This is a genomic window from Micromonospora sp. CPCC 205539 (genome assembly GCF_036906815.1).
Taxonomy (GTDB): Bacteria; Actinomycetota; Actinomycetes; order Mycobacteriales; family Micromonosporaceae; genus Micromonospora.
Genome location: NZ_JBAKHW010000028.1, coordinates 72981 through 94549 on the forward strand (window position 1 = coordinate 72981; position 21569 = coordinate 94549).

The 21569-nt window shown below is 70.8% G+C and carries 14 protein-coding genes; 11 read left to right on the forward strand and 3 right to left on the reverse strand.

The features are described 5' to 3' along the window. Window positions 1–83: 83 nt before the first annotated feature. Window positions 84–815: a hypothetical protein gene (locus tag V6V47_RS23115; RefSeq protein WP_334630408.1), complete on the forward strand. Its 732-nt coding sequence runs from the start codon at window positions 84–86 to the stop codon at window positions 813–815. A gap of 69 nt (window positions 816–884) precedes the next feature. Continuing rightward, on the forward strand, window positions 885–1721 hold the full coding sequence (locus tag V6V47_RS23120) for an aldo/keto reductase (protein ID WP_334630409.1): 837 nt from the start codon (window positions 885–887) through the stop codon (window positions 1719–1721). A gap of 49 nt (window positions 1722–1770) precedes the next feature. Here the strand turns inward: V6V47_RS23120 and V6V47_RS23125 are convergent, their stop codons facing one another. Beyond that, window positions 1771–3846, reverse strand: a complete 2076-nt coding sequence (locus V6V47_RS23125; protein ID WP_334630410.1) for a phosphocholine-specific phospholipase C — start codon at window positions 3844–3846, stop codon at window positions 1771–1773. Between the two features lie 180 nt (window positions 3847–4026). Between V6V47_RS23125 and V6V47_RS23130 the strand changes: the two genes are divergently transcribed. The 8 genes from V6V47_RS23130 (at window position 4027) to V6V47_RS23165 (ending at window position 14107) form a co-directional block, all read left to right on the forward strand. After that, entirely contained in the window at window positions 4027–5064 is a 1038-nt protein-coding gene (locus tag V6V47_RS23130) for an SEC-C domain-containing protein (RefSeq protein ID WP_334630411.1), read from the forward strand. Between the two features lie 98 nt (window positions 5065–5162). Continuing rightward, complete coding sequence (locus tag V6V47_RS23135) at window positions 5163–5909, forward strand: metallophosphoesterase (RefSeq protein WP_334630412.1); 747 nt, start codon at window positions 5163–5165, stop codon at window positions 5907–5909. A 2-nt stretch (window positions 5910–5911) separates the two neighbouring features. Continuing rightward, window positions 5912–6532, forward strand: coding sequence for a LysE family translocator (locus V6V47_RS23140; protein ID WP_334630414.1), 621 nt, complete (start codon window positions 5912–5914; stop codon window positions 6530–6532). Window positions 6533–6699: 167 nt separating this feature from the next. Continuing rightward, entirely contained in the window at window positions 6700–7866 is a 1167-nt protein-coding gene (locus V6V47_RS23145; protein WP_334630415.1) for an ROK family transcriptional regulator, read from the forward strand. Window positions 7867–7960: 94 nt separating this feature from the next. Next, window positions 7961–9739, forward strand: a complete 1779-nt coding sequence (locus V6V47_RS23150; RefSeq protein ID WP_334630416.1) for an alpha-galactosidase D — start codon at window positions 7961–7963, stop codon at window positions 9737–9739. Between the two features lie 81 nt (window positions 9740–9820). Next, window positions 9821–12235, forward strand: coding sequence for a glycosyl hydrolase family 95 catalytic domain-containing protein (locus tag V6V47_RS23155; protein ID WP_334630417.1), 2415 nt, complete (start codon window positions 9821–9823; stop codon window positions 12233–12235). Then, on the forward strand, window positions 12235–13458 hold the full coding sequence (locus V6V47_RS23160; RefSeq protein WP_334630418.1) for an SGNH/GDSL hydrolase family protein: 1224 nt from the start codon (window positions 12235–12237) through the stop codon (window positions 13456–13458). Before V6V47_RS23155 ends, V6V47_RS23160 begins: the two co-directional genes overlap by 1 nt. A gap of 136 nt (window positions 13459–13594) precedes the next feature. After that, window positions 13595–14107, forward strand: coding sequence for a DUF2231 domain-containing protein (locus V6V47_RS23165; RefSeq protein WP_334630419.1), 513 nt, complete (start codon window positions 13595–13597; stop codon window positions 14105–14107). Here V6V47_RS23165 and V6V47_RS23170 read toward each other — a convergent pair. Together V6V47_RS23170 and V6V47_RS23175 are read right to left on the reverse strand one after the other, a co-directional pair. Then, a complete protein-coding gene (locus V6V47_RS23170; protein ID WP_334630421.1) occupies window positions 14053–14781 on the reverse strand; it encodes a DUF998 domain-containing protein in 729 nt (242 codons plus the stop codon). The two genes, V6V47_RS23165 and V6V47_RS23170, sit on opposite strands and share 55 nt — an antisense overlap. A gap of 126 nt (window positions 14782–14907) precedes the next feature. After that, window positions 14908–18237, reverse strand: a complete 3330-nt coding sequence (locus V6V47_RS23175) for a S8 family peptidase (RefSeq protein ID WP_334630422.1) — start codon at window positions 18235–18237, stop codon at window positions 14908–14910. Window positions 18238–18592: 355 nt separating this feature from the next. On the opposite strand from V6V47_RS23175, the gene V6V47_RS23180 reads away from it, so the two are divergent. After that, window positions 18593–20470 (forward strand): Xaa-Pro dipeptidyl-peptidase, encoded by a 1878-nt coding sequence (locus V6V47_RS23180; protein ID WP_334630423.1) that lies wholly within the window; start codon window positions 18593–18595, stop codon window positions 20468–20470. Window positions 20471–21569: the final 1099 nt, after the last annotated feature.

Here is a 21569-nt window from a genome sequence, read left to right on the forward strand (position 1 = left end):
TGGGGTGCCGCTCCGGTTGATTTGGCGTGGCCACAGTGACACCTACTGTGATATTCCCCGTTGTCGATCATGAGGGATGTGGGATGGCGCCTGAGGCCGAGGAATCCGAGAACGAGCGTCCCACACCCATTGACGGAGATATCCTCGCCGGATCGACTCCGGAAGTAGCCGTACGTGGACAGCGAGTCCTCGACCTCCTGGATAAGGCAATCGCACTCCAGAGCCCACTGGTGCAGAAGAACATCGCCCGGGCCCGCCAGCGGAACCCAGAGGCGACACCAGCACAGGTAATCCGCAATCTGGAGCGGATGTATGTCAGCGCCTTGACCGGGACAGGCGCTGCAGTTGGAGGAGCCGCAGCGGCACCCGGTGTCGGCACGGGCGTCGCACTGGCACTGTCGGCCGGCGAGGCCCTCTCATCTCTTGAGCTGAGCGCCCTCTTCGCGCTCTCGATCGCCGAAGTTCACGGAGTTCGCATCGACGAGGTTGAGCGTCGCCGAACGATCGTTATGGGAATCATGCTCGGCGGCTCCGGCTCCGCCACCATCACCAAGGTCGCTGAGCGTACGGGGCAACACTGGGGACGTCAGGTCGTTGCCAAGGTGCCTGCCGAGACGTTGCGTCAGATCAACAAGATCTTGGGAAGACACTTCATCACGAAGTACGGAACCAAGCAGGGGATCATCGTTCTCGGCCGAATAGCACCGTTCGGTATCGGCGCTGTGATTGGTGGTGGCGCCAACGCTGCCCTCGCCACTATGGCCGTCCGGGCCGGTCGTCGCGCATTCGGCCCACCCCCGCCGTCGTGGCCATAGCTGACGCGCAGCACCCGCCAACATTGTGCGGGTAGGGTCCAGTCACGGTCGACGAAAGGCAGATCAACCATGGCGGTCCCCCACCTGACGGCAGCCGACGGCACGACGTTGCCGGCGATCGGGCTCGGCACGTACCGGCTGAACGGCTCGGCGGGTGTCGACGCGATCGGTCAGGCGATCCGGGCGGGCTATCGGTTGCTCGACTCCGCGGTCAACTACGAGAACGAGGGCGCCGTGGGTCGGGCCGCCCGTTCGGCGGGCGACGTCCGGGCCGAGCTGATCGTCACCTCGAAGCTGCCGGGACGGCACCACCGCTACGACGAGGCGCTGACCACCATCGAGGAGAGCGTGTTCCGCACCGGCCTCGACCGGATCGACCTGTACCTGATCCACTGGCCGAACCCCAAGGTCGACCTGTACGTGGAGGCGTGGCGGGCGCTGATCGAGGCCCGCGAGCGTGGTCTGGTCACGCACATCGGCCTCTCCAACTTCCTGCCCGAGCACATCGACCGGCTGGTGGCCGAGACCGGGGTCGCCCCGGTGGTCAACCAGATCGAGGTGCACCCGTACTTTCCGCAGCAGGATGCGATCGACTACCACCGGGAGCACGGGATCCTCGTGCAGGGCTGGAGCCCGCTCGGCCGTGGCAACGACCTGCAACAACACCCGGTCATCGGGGAGATCGCGGCCGCCCACGGGATCAGCGCGGCGCAGACCATCCTCGCCTGGCACGTGGCTCGCCAGGTGATCCCGCTGCCCAAGGCCGCCTCCCCGCAGCGGCAGGCCGAGAACCTGGACGTCTTCGGCGTCAAGCTCACCGACGGCGAGGTCGAGGCCATCACGGCGTTGGGCCGCCCCGACGGGCGCCTCGCGGACCAGGACCCGGCGGTGTACGAGGAGTTCTGACGCCGTTGCGTCACCCGGGCCGCTCCCGGCCCGGGTGACGCGCCGTCGACTAGACGAGCCCGCCGAGCGCGGGGTCGCTGATGCTCTCCTTGCCGTTTTCCACGTGGCCGGCGTAGCGGTGCTCGAAGCCGTCGTCGCCCGCGACGCTGACGGTCAGGTCGTACCAGCCGTGGGTGCGGGTCAGGTTCCACTGTGCGCGCTTGGACTCGCCGGGCCGCAGCGACTGCTTCACCGGCCGCGAGTGGTAGCCGTCCCGGATGGTCACCTCGATCCGCTTCGAGCCACGGTTGCGTAGTTCGAGGACGACCTTGTAGGACCGCTCCTCGTACGAGGGGGTGACGGCGAGGTTCGTGGAGTGCCCGCTGTCCGTGAACCGGCGGAAGAACCCGTTCGGCCCGTGGACCGACAGGTCGTACCCGGACTCGATCGTCCAGGTGTCCGTGAGGTGCTTGCCCGGCTCGACGGTGTAGCTGCGCGGGGCGGCCGTGCTGCCGGCCTGGCGCACCTGGAAGACCGCGGCGACGCCGCCGGTGTTGCGGAAGTCGATCCGGAACGCGTCGCCGTCCACGCGACCGTCGGCGTGCAGGGTGTACGGGAGCGCCCGCGCCCGGCGTACCCCGCGCTCCTGCTGGGGGAGGCGCTGGTCTGCCGGCGGAACCGGCACCTCGTCGGGGTGCCGGACCAGGTCCTCGGGCTTGAAGTCGTCGGTGTCCGGCAGCTTGACCTGGCGCGACCGGTTCGGGTTGCGGAAGTCGAAGGCGGACGTGAGGTCACCGGTGACGGCGCGCCGCCACGGGGTGATGTTCGATTCGACCAGGTCGGGCCGGCCGTGGCCGAACCGCGCCTCGAGGAACCGGATCAGCGAGGTGTGGTCGAACACCTGCGAGTTGACGAAGCCGCCCCGCGTCCACGGCGAAACGATGATCATCGGGACGCGGATGCCGAGGCCGTAGGGGCCGGCCGGGTGGTCGGCGTCGCCGGGGAAGATCTCGTTGGTGGTCGGCACGGTCGACAGTCCGTGGTCGGGCGTCTGCGGGGGCGTCGGTGGGACCACGTGGTCGAAGAAGCCGCCCTCCTCGTCGTAGGTGATGAAGAGCGCCATCTTGCTCCACACCTCGGGGTGCGCCGCGAGGATGTCGATGACCTGCGAGATGTACCACGAGCCGTACGCCGGCTCCCAGTTCGGGTGCTCGGTGTACGCCTCGGGCGCGACGATCCACGAGACCTCGGGCAGGCGGCCCGCCTCGACGTCGGCGCGGAAGTCGGCGAGCAGCGCCTCCGGGCTGCGGCCCTGGGTCCTGATCTCGGTGCCCGTCTTGGCCTTGTCGGCCAGCGGCGTGCCGGGCTGCGCGTTCTGGTACTGGTGGAAGTAGAGCAGCGAGTTGTCGCCGTAGTTGCCGATGTACGGGTCGTTCGTCCAGCCCCAGGAGCCGGCGGCGTTGAGGCCGGTGCCGACGTCCTGGTAGATCTTCCAGGAGATGCCGTTGCGCTCCAGCCGCTCCGGGTACGTCGACCAGTCGTAGCCGGCCTCGGCGTTGGTGATGACCGGGCCGCCGCCCCGGCCGTCGTTGCCGACCCAGCCGCTCCACATGTGGTAGCGGTTGGGGTCCGTCGGCCCGATCAGCGAGCAGTGGTAGCTGTCGCAGACCGTGAAGGCGTCGGCGAGCGCGAAGTGGTACGGCAGGTCCTGGCGGGTGTGGTAGGTCATCGCCGTGACGCCCTTGTTGGGCACCCACTGGTCGAACCGGCCGTCGTTCCAGGCGGCGTGCCCGTCGTTCCAGCCGTGCGGCGGGTCCGGCAGGAAGGTCTGGCCGAGGTCCTGCACCTCGGGCCGGAACGGCAGCAGCTCCTCGGCGCCGTCGGGCTGGTGCCACACCTTCTTGCCGGACGGGAGCGTCGCCGGGTGCGGATCGCCGAAGCCACGGACGCCGCGCAACGTGCCGAGGTAGTGGTCGAAGGAGCGGTTCTCCTGCATCAGGACGATGACGTGCTCGACGTCGTTGATCGTGCCCGTCCGGTTGTTGGCCGGGATTGCGAGCGCTTTGCTGAGGTCCAACGGGAGCGCCGCACCGATCGCGGGAACTCCCATGGCCTTGAGGAACGTACGGCGATCCACCGTGCCCATAGCTCACCCTTTGTGCGGTGTGTCGAGAAGTTGGCGACCGGACGCTACCGACGGCGGGTTGACGGCAGGTGGCCGTCGCCGGTTGGTTTTGGCAACCTCTCAACGACCGACGTCGGGTTGTGGTGTGCGTTACCGGGGAACTGCCGGCATGCCGGGAGCAGCCCGACGTACCGTGAGATCGTGCCGACGAAAGACGTACTCACCAGCGCTGACCTCGCCGAACTCCGCCGCTCCGCGCTCGGGGCGGCCAATCCCCTCGGTATCGCCGCCGACCTGGCCGAGGCGGTCGAGCAGGGCCGGCTGGCGGCTCCGGAGGATGCCGGGGACGCGCTGGCCCTGGCCGCCGAGATCGCTGAGGTCCGGGGAAAGCTGGACGCCGCGCTCCGGTACGCGGATCTGGCCGTGGCGGCGTACCCGTCCCGCGACGATGACCGGGCCGGGCTCGCCCGCGCGCTGCGGGCCCGGATCCTGTTCCAGCTCGGCGGCCGGGAGGACGAGGCGATGGCGGAGCTGACCCCGCTGCGCCCGCTCCTGCTCGGGCAGCCTGACGCGCCCGCGTACGTGAGCGCGGCGTTGGACGCCGGGCGCCGCTCGGCGTTGGCGGACGAGTGGTTGACCGAGGCGGTCGACAAGCTGCTCGCCGAGCGCGCCGCCGGTGCGCAGGCCATCACCGCCACCGGACCGGCGGTGGAGGTCGGTCCCCCGGACGCGCCCGGCGTCCTCTTCTTCCTCCTGCAACAGCGTCACCGGGTACGCCGCAACCTCAACCTGCCGCACGACCGGAACGACGACCTGGCGGACCGGCTGGAGAATCAGCTCACCCGCCGGGCGGAGCAGCCGCTGACCGCCGAGTCGGAGCTGATCTTCTGGCCCCGGGCCGAGTTCGACCGCCTGCTCGCCGAGCAGCCCGCGCTGACCGAGACGTACGGGCCGGACTGGGACGCGCACCGGGCGCGGCTGGAGAAGGAGCTGGTGCGGCTGACCAATGCCGGTCAGACCGGGCTGGGCGTGCTGAGCGCCACGGTGGACGGGCTGCTGGGGTTCGCCGGCCGACGCAACGGCGACCCGACCGATCCGGAGATCCGGACCGGGTACGCCCGCGAGCTGTCGACCCGGCCGAGTGCGCGGGTGCCGTGGCCGCCGGAGCGCAACGACGCCTGCTGGTGCGGCTCGGGCCTCAAATACAAGAAGGACTGCCTGCCACGCTCCCGTAGCTGACCACGCAATGGAACGCGCTGTGGGTGCACCCAGCCGTGCCAGGTGCGCCAGGGTTAGCCTCCAACGGCTTGATCGAAAACAGCCGTTAGGGGGCAACCTTGCTGGTTATCGCGCACCTCAGTGACACCCACCTCGACAGTCATCCCCGATCGGCCGAGCGGACCGCCCGGGTCATGGACTATCTACACGATCTGCCCCGACCGGTCGACGCGATCCTGATCACCGGGGACATCGCCGACCACGGCGAGGTGGCCGAGTACGAGACCGCCGCGAAGCTGTTCGACTCCCCGCTGCCGGTGATGATCTGCCCCGGCAACCACGACGTGCGCGCCGCGTACCGCAAGGGTCTGCTCGGCGACGACCGTGGCGGCACCGGCCCGATCAACGCCCGCCACGACGTGGCCGGCGCGGTCTTCCTCCTTGCCGACTCCTCGGTGCCGGGCGAGGACGACGGCCACCTGGACGAGGAGACCCTGACCTGGCTCGCCGCCGAGCTGGGCTCGGTGCCGGCGGAGACGCCGACGTTCATCGCGCTCCACCACCCGCCGGTCGTGCTGCACCACCCGGTCATCGACCCGATGCGGCTGCTGCCCGCCGAGCCCCTGGCCGAGCTGGTGACCGCCCACCCGCAGGTCGTCGCCGTGCTGACCGGGCACTTCCACACGGCCGCCGCGAGCACCTTCGCCGGTCGCCCGCTGCGGATCGCGCCGGGTGTGGTCTCCACCCTCCGGATGCCCTGGGAGGGCGACGGGCCGTTGGCCACTCAGACCCAGCCGCCCGGCGTCGCGTTCCACGTGTACGACGACACGGGCCTGCTCACCACCCACTACCGGGTGGTGGTCTGAGCATGCACGGCGTCGCCGTACTCGGCTTCCTGGTCGCCGTCGCGCCGATCACCGCCACGCCGGGAGCAAGCCTGACCCTGGTCGTGTCGCGGGTCGCCGCCGGCGGGCGGCGGCAGGGGTGGTGGGTGATCCTGGGTACGGTCACCGGGCTCTACACGCACGCCATCCTGGCCGCTGTCGGTCTGGCCGCGCTGGTGCTCCGCTCGTCCCAGGCGTTCCTGGTCGTCAAGCTGGTCGGCGCCGCCTACCTGGTCGGCCTCGGCCTCTGGCTGCTGTGGTCCACGATCCGCCGCCGGCCCGCTCCGGGCCCCGCGCGGAGGCTGCCGTGGCGTGGACACCACCCCTACCTTCAGGGGCTACTCGGTAACGTCCTGAATCCGAAGGCCGCCGCCATCTACCTCACCCTCGCACCGCAGTTCCTCGAACCGGGTCGGCCGGTGCTGGTGCCGATGCTGCTGCTGGCCACGGCGCACGCGGCCCTGCACACCTGCTGGCTCGCCGGATGGGCCGCCATCTCCGGCGCCGCCGCCCGGCTGCTGCGGACGGCCAGTGTTCGGCGCGCGCTCGACCGGCTGACCGGCGCGCTCCTGCTCGGCCTCGGTGTGCGTGCGGCGGCGACCTGAGCCTCGTGGTGGACGCCTCGTTGGCGCGTGCTGCGGCGACCTGAGCCCTGAGTGGACGCCTCGTCGGTGCACGCCGCCGCCGAGGGCACCGCGCCGCCGACTGTAGGCCCGGGTCCACAGCAGAATCAATACTTGAAGAAGTTAATTATTCGCCTAGGATTTCGTCCATGTTTCCTGGGAGCGACACGGGCTCGCTCGCCGGAGCACCGGCGGCGACGGCGGTGTTCACGGCGGTGCTGACCGAGGGGCCGGTGAGCAGGGTCAACCTCGCGCGCCGGCTCGGGCTCTCCTCGGCCGCCGTCACCAAGGCCGCCCGTCCGCTCATCGACCTGGGCTATCTGCACGAGATGGCCGCGACCGAGCGCAGCGGGCCGGGCGCCGGTCGCCCGGCCAGCCCGTTGGCCGTCCGGCCCGACCGCGAGTTCTTCCTCGGCGTGAAGATCACCGCCGACGAGCTGATCGGCGTGGTGTGTGACCTCTGCGCGCAGGTCCGGGCCACCGCCCGCCGGCCGCTGACCGACCCCGACGTCGAGGCCGTCCTCACCGAGATCGGCCGGCTCACCGACGACCTGCTGGACGCCTTCGGTGGCGACCGGAGCCGGGTCCGCCGGCTCGGGATCACCCTCTCCGGTGACGTCGACCGCACCACCGGGCTCGTCCGCTACTCACCGTTCCTGCACTGGCGCGACGTGCCCCTGGGTCGACGCGCGGCCCAGAGCACCGGATTCACCGTGACGGTGGAGAACGACGTCAAGGCCCTCACCGCCGCCGAGCACTGGTTCGGCGAGGGGGTGGGCGCCGAGTCGTTCGCCCTGGTCACCGTGGGCACCGGCATCGGCTGCGGGCTGGTGGTCAACGGCCGACTCGTCTCCGGCTCGTACGGGGTGGCCGGCGAGATCGGCCACCTCGCCGTCGACGCGACCGGGCCCGATTGCCACTGCGGCGGACGCGGCTGCGTCGAGTCGATCGCCGGCACGGACGCCATCGTGGCGCAGGTCCGTGCCCGCACCGGTCGGCCCGACCTCGGCATGGACGAGGCCGTGGCCCTCGCGCGCGGCGGCCACGACGAGGTGCGAGCCGTCTTCACCCGCGCCGGTAACGCGATCGGTTGCGGCATCGCGGCCGTCGCGAACCTGGTGGGTCCAACCCGGATCGTCGTCTCCGGCGAGGGGCTGGCCGCCTACGACCTGTTCGACAGCCACATCCGCACGAGCTTCGAGCGCCAGGCCTTCGGCGCCGCCGCGCGGTGTCCCCTCTCCATCCGCCCGCTGCCCTTCGAGGCATGGGCCCGCGGAGCAGCCGCGGTCAGCATTCAATCGCTCGTTCTCCCCTGACCCCACGATCCACCGTGCCACCAGGAGGTTGACTGTGCCGTCACCAACGACAACCCAGAGAAAGCCCGGCCGGCGCCGAACCGGCGCGCCCCTCGTGGCCGCCGCGCTGGCCGCGATCCTCGGCGTGGGCGCGGCCCCGGCCCAGGCCGCCCCGACGGCGGCTCCCGCGCCGAATGCCCCGACGCCGTCCACCGCTGCCGTCGCGGAGCGGCCCTTCATGGGCTGGACCAGTTGGACGATGCAGTCCTCCAAGTACCCGGGCCTGAACCCGGACGGCGACTACAGCTACCTGACCGAGGTCAACGTCCTCAAGCAGGCCGACGCCCTCGCCGCCAAGCTGAAGCCGTTCGGCTACGAGTACGTCAACATCGACGCCGGCTGGTGGCGCGACAACGCCTGGGTGCCGAAGTTCGACGAGTACGCCCGGCAGACGCCCGACCTCACGCGCTTCCCCCGGGGTATGAAGGCCGTCGCCGACCACATCCACGGCAAGGGCCTGAAGCCCGGCATCTACCTGCCCGTGGGCCTGGAGAAGGAGGCGTACAACAACGGCGCGACGCCGATCTGGAACGCGTCCGGCTGCACCACCGCGAGCATCGTCTACCCGGACCTGCGGACCACCAACGGCTGGGACAGCGCGTACAAGCTGAACTTCGACAACCCCTGCGCGCAGAAGTACATCGACTCGCAGGCGCAGCTCTTCGCCGACTGGGGGTACGACTTCCTCAAGCTCGACGGGGTCGGCCCGGGTTCGTTCAAGTCCGGTGACAACTATGACAACGTTGCCGACGTGGCGGCCTGGCAGAAGGCCATCGCCACCGCCGGCCGGCCGATCCACCTCGAGCTGTCCTGGTCGCTCGACATCAACCACGCCGCCGACTGGAAGCGCTACTCCAACGGCTGGCGGATCGACACCGACGTCGAGTGCTACTGCAACACCCTGGTGAGCTGGGAAAACTCGGTCGACGACCGGTTCGACGACGCACCGGCCTGGAGCCGCAAGGCCGGCCCCGGCGGCTGGAACGACCTCGACTCGCTCAACGTGGGCAACGGCGAGATGGACGGCCTCACCAAGGCCGAACGGCAGTCGTACGCGACGCTCTGGGCCATCTCGAAGTCACCGCTGTACACCGGAGACGACCTCACCCGCCTCGACGAGTACGGCCTGTCCCTGCTGACCAACCGCGAGGTCATCGCCATCGACCAGAACGGTGGCGCGCCGGCCCGGCCGGTCACCCCGGTCGGTGACCAGCAGGTCTGGGGTGCGAAGAACCCGGACGGCAGCTACTCCGTCGCCCTGTTCAACCTCGGCGACGCGCCGGCCTCGGTCACCGCCCACTGGGCGGCGTTCGGGTTCACCGGCAACGCCTCGGTCCGCGACGTGTGGAACGGCCGGAACCTCGGCACGACCAAGAACAAGATCACCGCAGCCCTGCCCGCGCACGGCTCACGGCTGTACACCGTCCGGCCCGGCGGCACCGCGGTGGCCCCCACCAGCTACGAGGCGGAGTCCCCGGCCAACACGGTGAGCGGCAACGCCTCCGTCAACGAATGTGACGCCTGCTCCGGTGGCAAGAAGGTCGGCAACCTCTACGTCGGCGGCAAGGTGCAGTTCAACGACGTCACGGTGCAGAAGGACGGGATCTACACCGTCACCGTCGCGTACGTCAGCGGCGACGCCCGCTCGGTGAACGTCGCCTCCAACGGAGGCAACGGCACCTACCTGAAGTTCCCGTCCACCGGCGACTGGGGCACGGTCGAGACCGTCAGCGTGCAGCTCGCCCTGAAGGCCGGCGCGAACACCATCACGTTCGACAGCGGCACCTGGTACGCCCCCGACATCGACAAGATCGACGTACCGAAGACCCTCTGACGTACCCGACGCGGCCCGGTTGACCCCCAACCGGGCCGCGCCCGTCCGCGCATCCGCCGATCCCCCAGGCTGGAGACCCCGATGGAAGACCGGAACACCGAAACGCCCGCCACCCGTCCGAGCCGTCGAGGTTTCCTCGCGCTCGCCGCCGCCTCCGGCGCGGCCACCGCCCTCGGTGGCCTGCCCGCCTTCGCCGCCTCGGCGGCACCACGGCGTCCCACCACGTCGCCGATGCTCGCCACGGCCGTCGCCGCGAGGAACCAGCTCTGGTGGCAGGCGCCCGGCTCGGCCACCTCCATGATCGAGCAGGGTCTGCCGGTCGGTAACGGCCGACTCGGCGCGCTCGCGAGCAACGACCCGTCCCGGGAACTGTTGACGATCACCGACGCCACGCTGTGGACCGGCGGCCGCAACGACACCCTGGAGAGCGACGGCCAGTTCCCCTACGGCCGCGCGGACTTCGGCTCGCTGACCATGCTGGCCACGCTCACCGTCGACATCCCCGGCCATGACCTCGGCACCGTCGACAACTACCGCCGCACCCTCGACCTCGCGCAGGGCGTGGTCAGCGCCGCGTACGACATCGCCGGTGTCGGCTACCGACGGGAGATCTTCGCCAGCCGCCCCGACGACGTCATCGTCCTGCACTTCACACAGCAGGGCCGCGGCACGTACACCGGCAGCGTCTCGCTGGCCGGCACCCACGGCGAGTCCACCACCGCCGACAGCGCGGGGCGGTACGCGTCGTTCGGCGCCTCGTTCGCCAACGGCCTGCGCTACGGGGCCGCCGTCACCGCGTACAGCAGCACCGGGACGGTGGCGGTCAGCGGCACGTCGATCTCCTTCACCGGCTGCCGGGAGCTCACCGTCGTGGTCAGCGGTGGCACCAACTACGCCCCCGACGCCGCCGCCGGGTTCCGCAACCCGTCCGTGCAGCCCGAACGGCTGGCCCGCAGCAAGGTCCTGGCCGCCGCCCGCGAGTCCGCACGCGACCTGCTGCACACCCACGTCGCAGACTTCCGTCCGGCATTCGAGCAGTTCGCCATCGACCTCGGCACGTCGTCCGCCACGCAGCGCGAGCTGGACACCTGGGAGCGGGTGCAGGCGCGCTGGCGGGACAACGTCCCCGACCCGGAACTCGAGGCCGCGTACCTCCAGTTCGGCCGCTACCTGATGATCTCCGGATCGCGGGGCAGCCTGCCGATCGGTCTGCAGGGCCCGTGGTTGGACGGCAACGACCCGGACTGGATGGGCGACTACCACACCGACGTCAACATCCAGATGTGCTACTGGCTGGCCGACCGGGCGGGTCTCGCCGACACCTTCGACGCGTACGCGGACTACTGCGTCGCACAGTTGCCGGTCTGGACCGAGGTCACCCAGCGGCTGTTCAACACGCCGACCAACCGGTTCCGCAACTCCAGCGGCAAGATCGCCGGGTGGGCCGTCGCCTTCTCCACCAACCCGTACGGCGGCAGCGGCTGGTGGTGGCACCCGAGCGGCAACGCGTGGCTCTGCCAGAACCTGTTCGAGCACTACGAGTACACCCAGGACCGCGCCTACCTCGCGAAGATCTACCCGGTCATCAAGGGCGCCGTGGAGTTCTGGGAGAGCCGGCTGATCACCACGACCGTCACCGACGCGTCCGGCGCGTCGCGCGAGGTGCTCGTCGCCGACAGCGACTGGTCGGCCGAGCACGGCCCGCAGGACACCAAGGGCAACACCTACTCGCAGGAGTTGGTGTGGAACCTCTTCACGAACTACCACACCGCGACCCAGGTGCTCCGCCGGGACACCGGCTACGCCGGGACCATCGAGGGGCTCCGGCAGCGCCTCTACCTGCCCGAGGTCAGCCCCACCTCCGGCTGGTTGCAGGAGTGGATGTCGCCCGACAACCTCGGCGAGACCACCCACCGGCACCTCTCCCCCCTGATCGGCCTCTTCCCCGGCGACCGCATCCGCCCGGACGAGTCCACCCCGAAGGAGATCGTGGCCGGCGCGACCGCCCTGCTCACCGCGCGCGGTATGAACAACTTCGGCTGGGCCAACGCCTGGCGCAGCCTGTGCTGGACCCGGTTGAAGGACGCCGAGAAGGCGTACCAGCTCGTCGTCACCAACCTGAAGCCGTCGACGAACGGCAGCAACGGCAGCGCCATGAACCTCTTCGACATCTACGAGACGAACCCCGGCCGCGGCATCTTCCAGATCGACGCCAACCTGGGCACACCCGCCGCGGTCGTCGAGATGCTGGTCTACTCCCGCCCGGGCCACGTCGAGTTGCTGCCCGCGCTGCCCGCCGCCTGGGCGGCCGCCGGCTCGGTGTCCGGGGTGGGCGTCCGCGGTGGATTCGTCGCCGAATTCAGCTGGCGTAACGGCACGGTCACCCAGGTGACGCTGACGAGCGTCGGCGGTCGCACCACGACCCTGGTCGCCGGCGGCACCTCGCGGCGCATCACCCTCAAGCCCGGTGAATCCGTCACGGTACGGAGCCTCTGATGTCGATCGGGCACGGCTACCGGCGCGGCGTGTCGACGTTCGTCGCCGCGCTGGTCACGGCGGTCTGCGTACCCCTGGTTGTTCCGCCGGTGGCGGCCACGGCCGGTTCGGCGGTGCGCCACCCGGTGATCACCTGGGGTGCCAGCGCCGACCGGCAGGGTGCCGGACCTGCCGAGCGCAGCTACCGGCTGGTGGTCCGCACGAGCGTGGGCGGCACCGACCTGCGCATCCGTCTGACCAACGCCTTCGGCGAGCATCCGGTCACCTTCGCCAGTGCCTACGCGGGTCTGCAGCGGCAGGGTGCGGAGCTGGTGCGCGGCAGCAACCGGCGGCTGACCTTCGGCGGGCAGCCGTCGGTCACCGTGCCGGCCGGTGCGACGGTGCTCAGCGACCCGCTGCCGGGGAAGCTGGCCGCGCAGAGCAACCTGGTCGTCAGCCTGTACGTCACCGGCGCGCAGGGTCCGACGACCGGTCACGGCATGGCCATGCAGACGTCGTACGCGACCGCCGGTGACCACGCCGCCGAGGAGGCGGCGGGCAACTGGACCGATCCGATGGGCTCCTGGTACTGGCTCGACGCGGTCAGCGTGCAGACGTCCACCGCGATCAGCTCGGTGGTGACCCTCGGCGACTCGATCACCGACGGCTGGGCCTCCAGCACGGACGAGAACCGCCGCTGGCCCGACTACCTGTCCCGGCGGCTGCAGGCCGCGTCGGGCAGCCCGGTGAAGGGCGTGGCCAACGAGGGCATCTCCGGCAACAAGGTGCTCGCCGACGGCGCCGGAGAGGCCGCGCTGCGCCGCCTCGATCGCGACGTGCTCTCCCACCCCGGGGTGAGCACGGTGTTCGTGCTGGAGGGCATCAACGACCTCAAGGCCCACAGCGGCGTGACGGTCGACGACCTGGTCGCCGGCTATCAGCAGCTGGCCGACCGGGTGCACGCGGCGGGCAAGTGCGTCGTGGGTGCCACGATCCTGCCGTACAAGGGCTGGTCCGAGTACGACGCCGCCGGTGAGGCCGTGCGCCAGGGCGTCAACGACTGGATCCGGCACGGCGGCGCGTTCGACGCCGTCGTCGACCTCGACACGATCACCCGCAGTCCGTACGACCCGCAGGCGATCCTGCCGTTCTTCGACGGCGGCGATCACCTCCATCCGAACGACAAGGGCATGCAGGCGATGGCCGACGCGGTCGACCTGTCGGCGCTTCGCTGCGACCGCTGAGCAGCGCGTAGTGTGCGTCCGGCCGGCCACTCCGGTGGCCGGCCGGACTCGTTCCCGTGATCTGGGGGCTGACATGCCCTGCGGGTACCGATAGCGTCGATCGAGATCCGTCTGTCACCCCCTGGAGGAGACGCCGATGTTCGAGGAGTTCATGGGCATCCCCGCCCACCCTCTCCTGCTGCATGCCGCGGTCGTGTTCGTTCCGCTGCTGGCGCTCCTCACGATCGGCTACGCGTTCGTCGCACTGATCCGTCCGCACACCCGCTGGGTGCTGGGGCTGCTCGCCCTGGCCGCACCGGTCTCGGCGCTCCTGGCGAAGCTCTCCGGTGACGCCTTCTTCGAGCGGCTGCGCTCGGCCAACCGGGTCACCCCGGAGTTCCTTCCGAAGCTGGAGGCGCACCAGGAGTTCGGCGACATCACGCTCTGGGCCACGATCGGGCTGGCGATCGTGGCGCTGGCCCTGGTGCGGTTCGTTCCGCCGCGAGCGGTCGCCACGAGCACCACCGATGGCGAGAGCACCACGGCCGGCACCGGTCGGGCGCTGACCCTGTCGTTGCAGGTGCTGTCGCTGGTGGCCGCGGGCGTCGTCCTGTACTACGTGTTCCGCACCGGCGACTCCGGCGCGAAGGCGGTCTGGGAAGGGCAGTGACCTGACCCGGCGATCTCCTGCCGCGCCCGCCACGAGAGGGCCACGAGCCACCCCGAGATGAGCACCGCTCCGACGGCGAAGCGGATGCTCGCACTCTCCTCGCTCCACGGCGGTGCGGTGAGCACGAACGCGACGACGCCGCTGGTCGCACTGTAGGCGGCCCAGCCCCGACGCCCCTGGCCGGCGAAGCGCCGCGCGGCCAGCACACCGGCCGCGCTGAGAGACAGGAACGCCGCGGCACCGCAGACGATGTGCAGGATGCTGCCCGTGCTGGCCTGCTCGGGGATCCCTGCAGGGGCGCCGGGCGGCCAGCCCGACGCCGGGTCGGGCGTGAAGATCCCGCCACCGACCATCGCCACCCCGTAGACGCCGACCAGCACCGGCACCGCCGTGCCGGCCCGACCGGACCGCAGCGCCCGCCACAGGCCCACCGCGAAGGCGACGGCCAGCAGCCCGGTGCCCACGAACGCGATGACCTGCAGCCAGCCGAGATCACCGAGGGTGAGGGAACTGATCGCGTGCCGGCGCAGGTCGAACCCGCTGCGGGTGAAGGCCTGCCCGAACGACAGGGCGGGAAAGAGGAGCCCCGCGATCGTGCCGCACCTCAGCAGAGACCGGGTTCGGCGGCGCCGGGCCGACCCTGCCGTTGCGGGAACGGTAGTCAAGGACGTCATGGGCGTACCTCTCGGGTCGGCGTCACGGTCCACCATCACGACGAACGAGGCCAGCCCGGGATCGACACCACCGGCGAAAAAGGTACGGCCCGGTCCGCGGACCGGGCCGTACCGTGCTGGAGACGATCAGCCGGCGTTGTACGCCCGGATGATGGTCTGGTCGATACCGCTACCCCGGTTCGCGGCGGCCTTCACCCGCAGCGACACCGACTTTCCGGCGGCGGCTCCCGGCAGCTCGGCCCGGTAGCTGTCCCCGATGCGGGTGACCCGAGCCGTCTTCCACGTCGCACCCTCGTCCGTCGAGGTCCAGACCTGGAACGACGTCACCTGCTGCGCCCGTACCCCGTGCGCCTGACGGACGGCGAACTCGGCCGTTCCCCCGGTGGCGTGGTTGTTGTCGTCCATCGGCAGTGCGTAGTCGACCGCGAGCAGGGGCAGCGGCACGCTGCCGGTGCCTTCCGGCCCGGCGGACCGGAACGTCCACGCGGTGCTGACCCGGGTGGAGAACGGCAGGATCAGGCTCGTGTCCACGTCGAGGGTCAACCGGTAGTCCGACGCCTGCTGCGGAACGGTGACGTCGGCGAGCGGGTAATCCCGCTCATCGACCAGCTTGCCGTTACGGGACAGCGACAGCTTGCGCTTCACGCCGATCGAGTTGCCCTGCAGGCAGTCGGCCCGCTGGTGCTGGTCGACGAGCGACGCGAGGTCGATGTGCAGGTTGCCCCGGGTCCGTGACGGCGCGGTGGCGCAGCTGAAGCCGTCGCCGGCCGGGTCGTCGTACCAGCCGGAGTGCAGCGGCTGCCGTGCCCAGATCTTGGCCTGCCGACTACCCGGCTGGTAGCTGCGGGGCGCCTCCTGGGCGGCCAGACCACCGTAGACACCCTCGTCCATCCAGCGGATGCCGGGCGTGACGTAGTCGGTGCGGTACGGCGGCAGGTTCCCCTCGTTGGTCTGGGCCACCGGCACCCCGTCCGGGGTGAAGCCGGTACGGACCAGCTGGGTGTCCATCCCGGCCAGGTCCACGTGGTGGAACCGCTCGTCGATCCGGGCCAGCGTGGCCTGCTCGGCCCGGGTCACCCGGAAGGCGGGGTCGGCCGGAACGCCGCCCGCGTATTCGTGCACCAGGCTGTAGCGGTACGGGCTGGCCGTGCCGGCCGGCGCGTCCAGGCCGAACGCCGCCCAGGCGCGCCGCTCACCGACGCTGGGCTTCGGCAGCGCCGACGTGCGGATCGCCGTCGCCGTCCCGTACCCGCTGATCTGCAGGAACCGGGACAGGCCGTTCGGAGCGGTCTGGACGGTGGTGACGTCGATCCTGGTGGGCTTGGTGGCGACGCCCTCGACGGTCGCCGTCACCGGCCGGGCCCGCGCCGGGTCGAGGGTGATGGTGCGAGGTCCGGTGACGTTCAGGTCGGTTTCGCCGACGAGCGTCGTCTCCAGCACGTCGTTGTCGACGTAGTAGGCCACGGACGCGCCGAGGACCGAGTAGTGACCTTCCGGCACCCGGACGGTGAAGGTGTCGCCCGGCGCCCCGGACGCCCCGTCGAAGTAGAGCAGCGGGTCGCGGAGATTGGTGACCGGCACGTTGATCCAGCTCTCGGCGCCCTCCTTCAGCCCGGTCAACGGCTTCGTCTTGATCGTCAGATCGAAGCTGCGCGGCTCGACGTAGAAGCTCACCGGAGTGGTCGAGACCAGCTTGTGGCCGGCGGTGCGGGCCGTGATGGTGGCCATGTAGTAGCCGGGCCGGCCCGCCAGCGCCGCGCGGTTGATGCGGAGCGTCGCTTCGCCCTTCGACGTCAGCCTGGTCGTCGAGAGCGACACCGCGCCGCGCGGCACCGGCTTCGCGTCGTGGTTGACGACCGTCACGTCGAGGTCGAGGCCGGCCGGCGCGCCGGTCCAGCTCAGCGTCGTCTCGCTGGTCCCGGCCTGCGGGTAGGCGAAGGTGCCGAGGTTGACCACCGGCTGGTTGCTGGTCGGGCCGCCGAGGGCCCGGGCCGCGTTGAGCCGGCCGGCGCCGACGGCGTACGGGTCGATGTCGGCCAGCGGGTCGGCGGCGCCGACGAGTGCGGCCTTGAGCCGGGCGCCCGTCCAGTCCGGGTGCCGCTGCACGAGCAGGGCGGCGGCGCCGGCCACGTGGGGGGTGGCCATCGAGGTGCCGGACAGGCCCTCGTAGTACTGGTCGATCGGGTCCTGCAGGTTGGTGCCGGCGGCTCGGGCGGCGACGATGTCGACGCCGGGCGCGACCAGCTCCGGCTTGGCCACGTTGCTGGTGATCAGTGGGCCGCGGCTGGAGAAGTCGGCGAGCTTGTCGTTGCGGTCGACGGCGCCGACGGTCAGCGCCGAGGCGGCGGAGCCGGGCGAGGAGATGGGGCCACCGCTGTTGCCGGCGGCGATGACGAAGAGCGCACCGGTCTGCTTGCTCAGCTCGTCGACGGCGAGCGACAGCGGATCGTTGCCGTCGTCCGGGTCGGAGCCGCCGAGGCTCATGCTGACGACGTCGGCCCGGGCCGCGGCCCACTCCATGCCGGCGATGATGCCGGAGTCCTCGCCGTAGCCGTGGTCGTCGAGGACCTTGCCGATGACGAGCTGCGCCCCCGGCGCGACGCCGCTGCGCTGGCCGTGGGAGGCAGCGCCGGTGCCGGCGACGGTCGACGCGACGTGCGTACCGTGGCCGTTGTGGTCGACGGCGTCGCCGCCCTCGGCGGTGAAGTCGGCCCGCTCGGCGACCCGGCCGACCAGGTCCGGGTGGCTGAAGTCGGCGCCGGTGTCGAGCACCGCGACCCGGGCGCCCTTGCCGGTGTAGCCGGCCTTCCAGGCGTCCGGCGCGGCGATCTGGCTCAGGTTGCGGTCGAGGTCACCGTGGGGGGCGGTGCCGGTCAGCGCGGTGGCGCGGACCTTGCGGTCGAGCCAGACCTTCTTCGCGCCCGCGAGCAGCGAGTTGGTCGCCAGCTTCGCGGTGGCCGGGCTCTTCTTGGGTACGTGGCCAGCCACCGCGCCGATGCTCGGCAGCGGCAGCGTGTCGCTGAGTGCGGCCACCCGCACCGACGTGGTGGCGGGCTGCACGATGACCGGCAGGCTCGTGGTGTTCTCGTCGTCGTAGCCGTCGGCGATCAGCGCGGTGACGTCGAAGAGGTCGGGGTCGAGGACCGGGCCGACCTGAGACGCGACGCGGGCGGGAATGACGTGCAGGTGGCCGTCCGGACCGCAGGTCTGTCGAATCACCGCGGTCGGGTCGGCCGGCTGGATCGTGGCCCGGGGGCAGCCCGATCCGGTGCTTCGAACGGTCACCACGTCCCCGGTGAGCAGGGTGACGGTGTACGTCCTCCCGCCGACGGGGGCGTCGGAACTGCCCGCCGGTGCGGCACCGCCGGGGCCGGCCGTGGCCGGGCCGCCGGGCGCGGCGCTCAGCGCCGTTGCCGTGACAGCGACGGCCAGCAGCCACCGTGTTTTCCTGAGCATCTTGCTCCCTGTCCTACGTGGGGGAATGCGCCTCCTGGGCGACTCGGTGCAAGATCCTATGGCTGGCGGCACCGCTTTTTAACCCCCGTGACCGGACTATTTCACGGCCTGGTTCCGCGACGTCACGCCTGCGTGAGCCCAGTTTCCACAATGCGTCACCGATACCCGCGGCGCGATATTCATCAGCTATTCATCCACATCGGCAAGTGTGGTTGTCGCGTAAACCCCTATCGCGTCGTCGACCCGCTGGCCATCGACGGCGAGGCTGGACCGGACATAGCATGGGGGTGAATGGATCTTCGGGATCCATCCTCGGCCGACCCCCGGCAACCAGTCCGACCGAAGGGAGACGCCCGTGCGTCGACCCCCCTTGGCACTACTCGGCGTCGGTGTCTCCGGCGCCCTGCTCCTGAGCGCGGCCCCGGCGGCAGCGGCGGCTCCGCCCGCGGCGGCCACCCCGACGGGCATCGTGGTCAGCGACGGCATGACCCAACCCGTGTTCTCGCTCGCCGACGCGATCGAGGAACGGGTGTTCGTCCAGACCCCGGTGGACACCGACCACGATGGCCGCCGCGACCGGGTGGCGATCGACATCTCGCGCCCGCGAGAGACCGCCACCGAGGGCTTCAAGGTCCCGGTCATCTTCGAGCACAGCCCGTACCGCAAGGACACCTGGGGCGACGTCCCGTACCCGAGCGTGCTGGTGGACGACCTGCCGCAGAACGGCTCGACCAACTCCGCGCTGCGCGCCCCCGACGCGGGCGCCCAGCGCGCGAAGGCCAAGGCCAACCTGCCGGGCTCGCTGGACGACTACTACGTGCCACGCGGGTACGCGGTGGTGCTCGGCCAGAGCGTCGGCACCGGCGACTCGGACGGCTGCCCGACCAGCGGTGACCAGGCCGAGACGCTCGGCACCAAGGCGGTCATCGACTGGCTGAACGGTCGGGCGAAGGGGTACGACGCGAACGGCGCCCCGGTCACCGCCGGCTGGACCACCGGCGCGGTCGGCATGACCGGCGTCTCCTACAACGGCACGCTGCCCAACCAGGTGGCCACCACCGGGGTCAAGGGCCTCAAGACCATCGTGCCGGTCTCCGCGATCAGCAGCTGGTACGACTACTACCGGGCCAACGGTCTGGTCGTCGCACCCGGCACGTTCCAGGGCGAGGACCTCGACATCCTGGCCCAGTACACCGCCGGCCAGGCGCGGGCCCAGGGCCCCTGCGCCGACGAGCTAGCGGCGATCACCGAGGAGCAGGACCGGGTCACCGGCGACTACTCGAAGTTCTGGGCCGACCGCGACTACCTCGACGCCCGCGACGTCAAGGCCAGCGTCTTCGTCGTGCACGGCCTCAACGACTGGAACGTCAAGACCGAGCACTTCGCCGGCTGGTGGGACGAGCTCGCCAAGCGCGACGTGCCGCGCAAGATCTGGCTGCACCAGGGCGGGCACGGCGGGCCGGGCAGCAGCGCCTCGGTGACCCTGCCCAGCGGCCAGACCTGGACGTACAAGCAGACCGAGAACCGCTGGTTCGACTTCTGGCTGTGGAACGTGCGCAACGGCATCATGGACGAGCCGACCGCCGTGCTGCAGCGCGAGGACCGGGCCTACACCACGTACGCCAACTGGCCCGACCCGGCCGCCCGCGAGGTCGGCCTGACGTTCGCCGCGACCGACGCGACCGCCCCGGGCACGCTCACCTCCGGTAAGCCGCCGAAGGCCAGGGTCGAGCAGAGCTTCGTGGACGAAGGTCGGACGATCCACCCGGACACCCTGGTGTCCAATCCGGACACGGCGAGCGCGAACCGGCTCGTCTACCGCTCCCCCGCCCTGACCCAGAACGTCCGCATCTCCGGACGCCCCGAGATGCGGCTGCGGCTGGCGATCGACAACAAGCCGGACGCGAACCTCACCGCGTACCTGGTCGACTACGGTCCGGCCGGCTCGACCGCCGCGCCGACCGTGGTGACCCGCGGCTGGATGGACCCACAGAACCGCAAGAGCCCGGCCCGTACCGAGTCGGTACGGCAGGGCAAGCTGTACGACTACCGCTGGACCCTGGAGCCGAAGGACTACATCTTCCAGGCCGGCCACCGGATCGGCGTGGTCGTCTTCTCCAGCGATCAGGAGTACACCCTGCTGCCGCTGGGTGGCACCGAACTGCGCGTCGCACCGAATGACAGCGAACTACGGCTGCCGGTGGTCGGCGGACGGGCCGTACTCGGCTTCTGAGTGCGTCGCTCTCTCGACGCTTGGTGGGGCAGTCCGGAGGTTCGGGCTGCCCCACCAACGTCCATTGCACGCGCGGCACGCGGCACGCGCGGCACGCGGCACGCACGGCACGCACGGCACGCACGGCACGCGCCCAAGATCCGTACAACTTCGGGGAAGTTGCTGCCTCCGGCGCGCCGCAAGCAGCACTTTCCCCGAAGTTGTGCGGATCTTGGCGGCTGAGCCCGCTGAGATCGTATTCGATCCAGGATGTAGTGGCCTCGGTCGCGCCTGGAGGGCACTACATCCTGGATCGAGCACGATCATCGGCCTGCCAATGCCCGCAGGCGCCTCCCGGAATCGGGCAATATGCCCCACGGCGGCCTGTCGGGTGCGCAACTTCAGGGAAACTGCTGCCTCGCCTGCTGGGGAGGCAGCAGTTTCCCTGAAGTTGCGTCCACCAAGCCGCCCGGTGAGCGGGGGCGGGGTTGGGGTGGCGGCGCGCGGCCGTTACCTGTGGGGTGAGTGTCCGGTTCCGTTTGCGGTGGGGTGAGCTCGTTGGCCCGGTTGGGGCCGAGTGTCCCGTGGGCGGGGCCACTCTGAGGGTGGAATCGTGGGCCGGGGCCGGGTCGTTGAACATGGCATACCACCGCGGCTTCCCCAGCCCGGTGCGGCAGCCGCCGAGAACACATGGCAGGCCGCCACGGCACACCCTCGTAACCACCGGCCGCCGGGAACACCCGCCAAGCCACCACGGTTACACCCCAGATCCGGTGGCCGTCGAGAGACCCGCCAGGCCCGCGGTTGCACGGTGGCCGCCGGGAACACCCGCCCGGCCGCCACGGTTGCATCCCCAGACCACGGTGGCCGTCGAGACACCCGCCAGGCCGCGGTAGCACGGTGGCCGTCGGGAACACCCGCCGAGCCGCCACGGTTACACCCCCGGACACCCGAGCAGGCCCCCCGGCCGCCGGGCAGATCCCCCCGAAACTTTCCCCCGCACGTCGCGCGGTCGCAGCACGCCGCGCCCATCCCCCGAGGCAGAGGAGCACGCCATCATGCGTACCGATCTGATCCGTCGCACCGCTCTGACCGCTGCTGGTCTCGCGTTCACCGGTGG

What these genes read in the sequence shown, in the direction of transcription:
- V6V47_RS23115 (WP_334630408.1), top strand. Translation starts at nt 84, where the DNA reads ATGGCGCCTGAGGCCGAGGAATCCGAGAACGAGCGTCCCACACCCATT.
- V6V47_RS23120 (WP_334630409.1), top strand. Translation starts at nt 885, where the DNA reads ATGGCGGTCCCCCACCTGACGGCAGCCGACGGCACGACGTTGCCGGCG.
- V6V47_RS23125 (WP_334630410.1), bottom strand. Translation starts at nt 3,846, where the DNA reads ATGGGCACGGTGGATCGCCGTACGTTCCTCAAGGCCATGGGAGTTCCC.
- V6V47_RS23140 (WP_334630414.1), top strand. Translation starts at nt 5,912, where the DNA reads ATGCACGGCGTCGCCGTACTCGGCTTCCTGGTCGCCGTCGCGCCGATC.
- V6V47_RS23145 (WP_334630415.1), top strand. Translation starts at nt 6,700, where the DNA reads ATGTTTCCTGGGAGCGACACGGGCTCGCTCGCCGGAGCACCGGCGGCG.
- V6V47_RS23155 (WP_334630417.1), top strand. Translation starts at nt 9,821, where the DNA reads ATGGAAGACCGGAACACCGAAACGCCCGCCACCCGTCCGAGCCGTCGA.
- V6V47_RS23160 (WP_334630418.1), top strand. Translation starts at nt 12,235, where the DNA reads ATGTCGATCGGGCACGGCTACCGGCGCGGCGTGTCGACGTTCGTCGCC.
- V6V47_RS23165 (WP_334630419.1), top strand. Translation starts at nt 13,595, where the DNA reads ATGTTCGAGGAGTTCATGGGCATCCCCGCCCACCCTCTCCTGCTGCAT.
- V6V47_RS23170 (WP_334630421.1), bottom strand. Translation starts at nt 14,781, where the DNA reads ATGACGTCCTTGACTACCGTTCCCGCAACGGCAGGGTCGGCCCGGCGC.
- V6V47_RS23175 (WP_334630422.1), bottom strand. Translation starts at nt 18,237, where the DNA reads ATGCTCAGGAAAACACGGTGGCTGCTGGCCGTCGCTGTCACGGCAACG.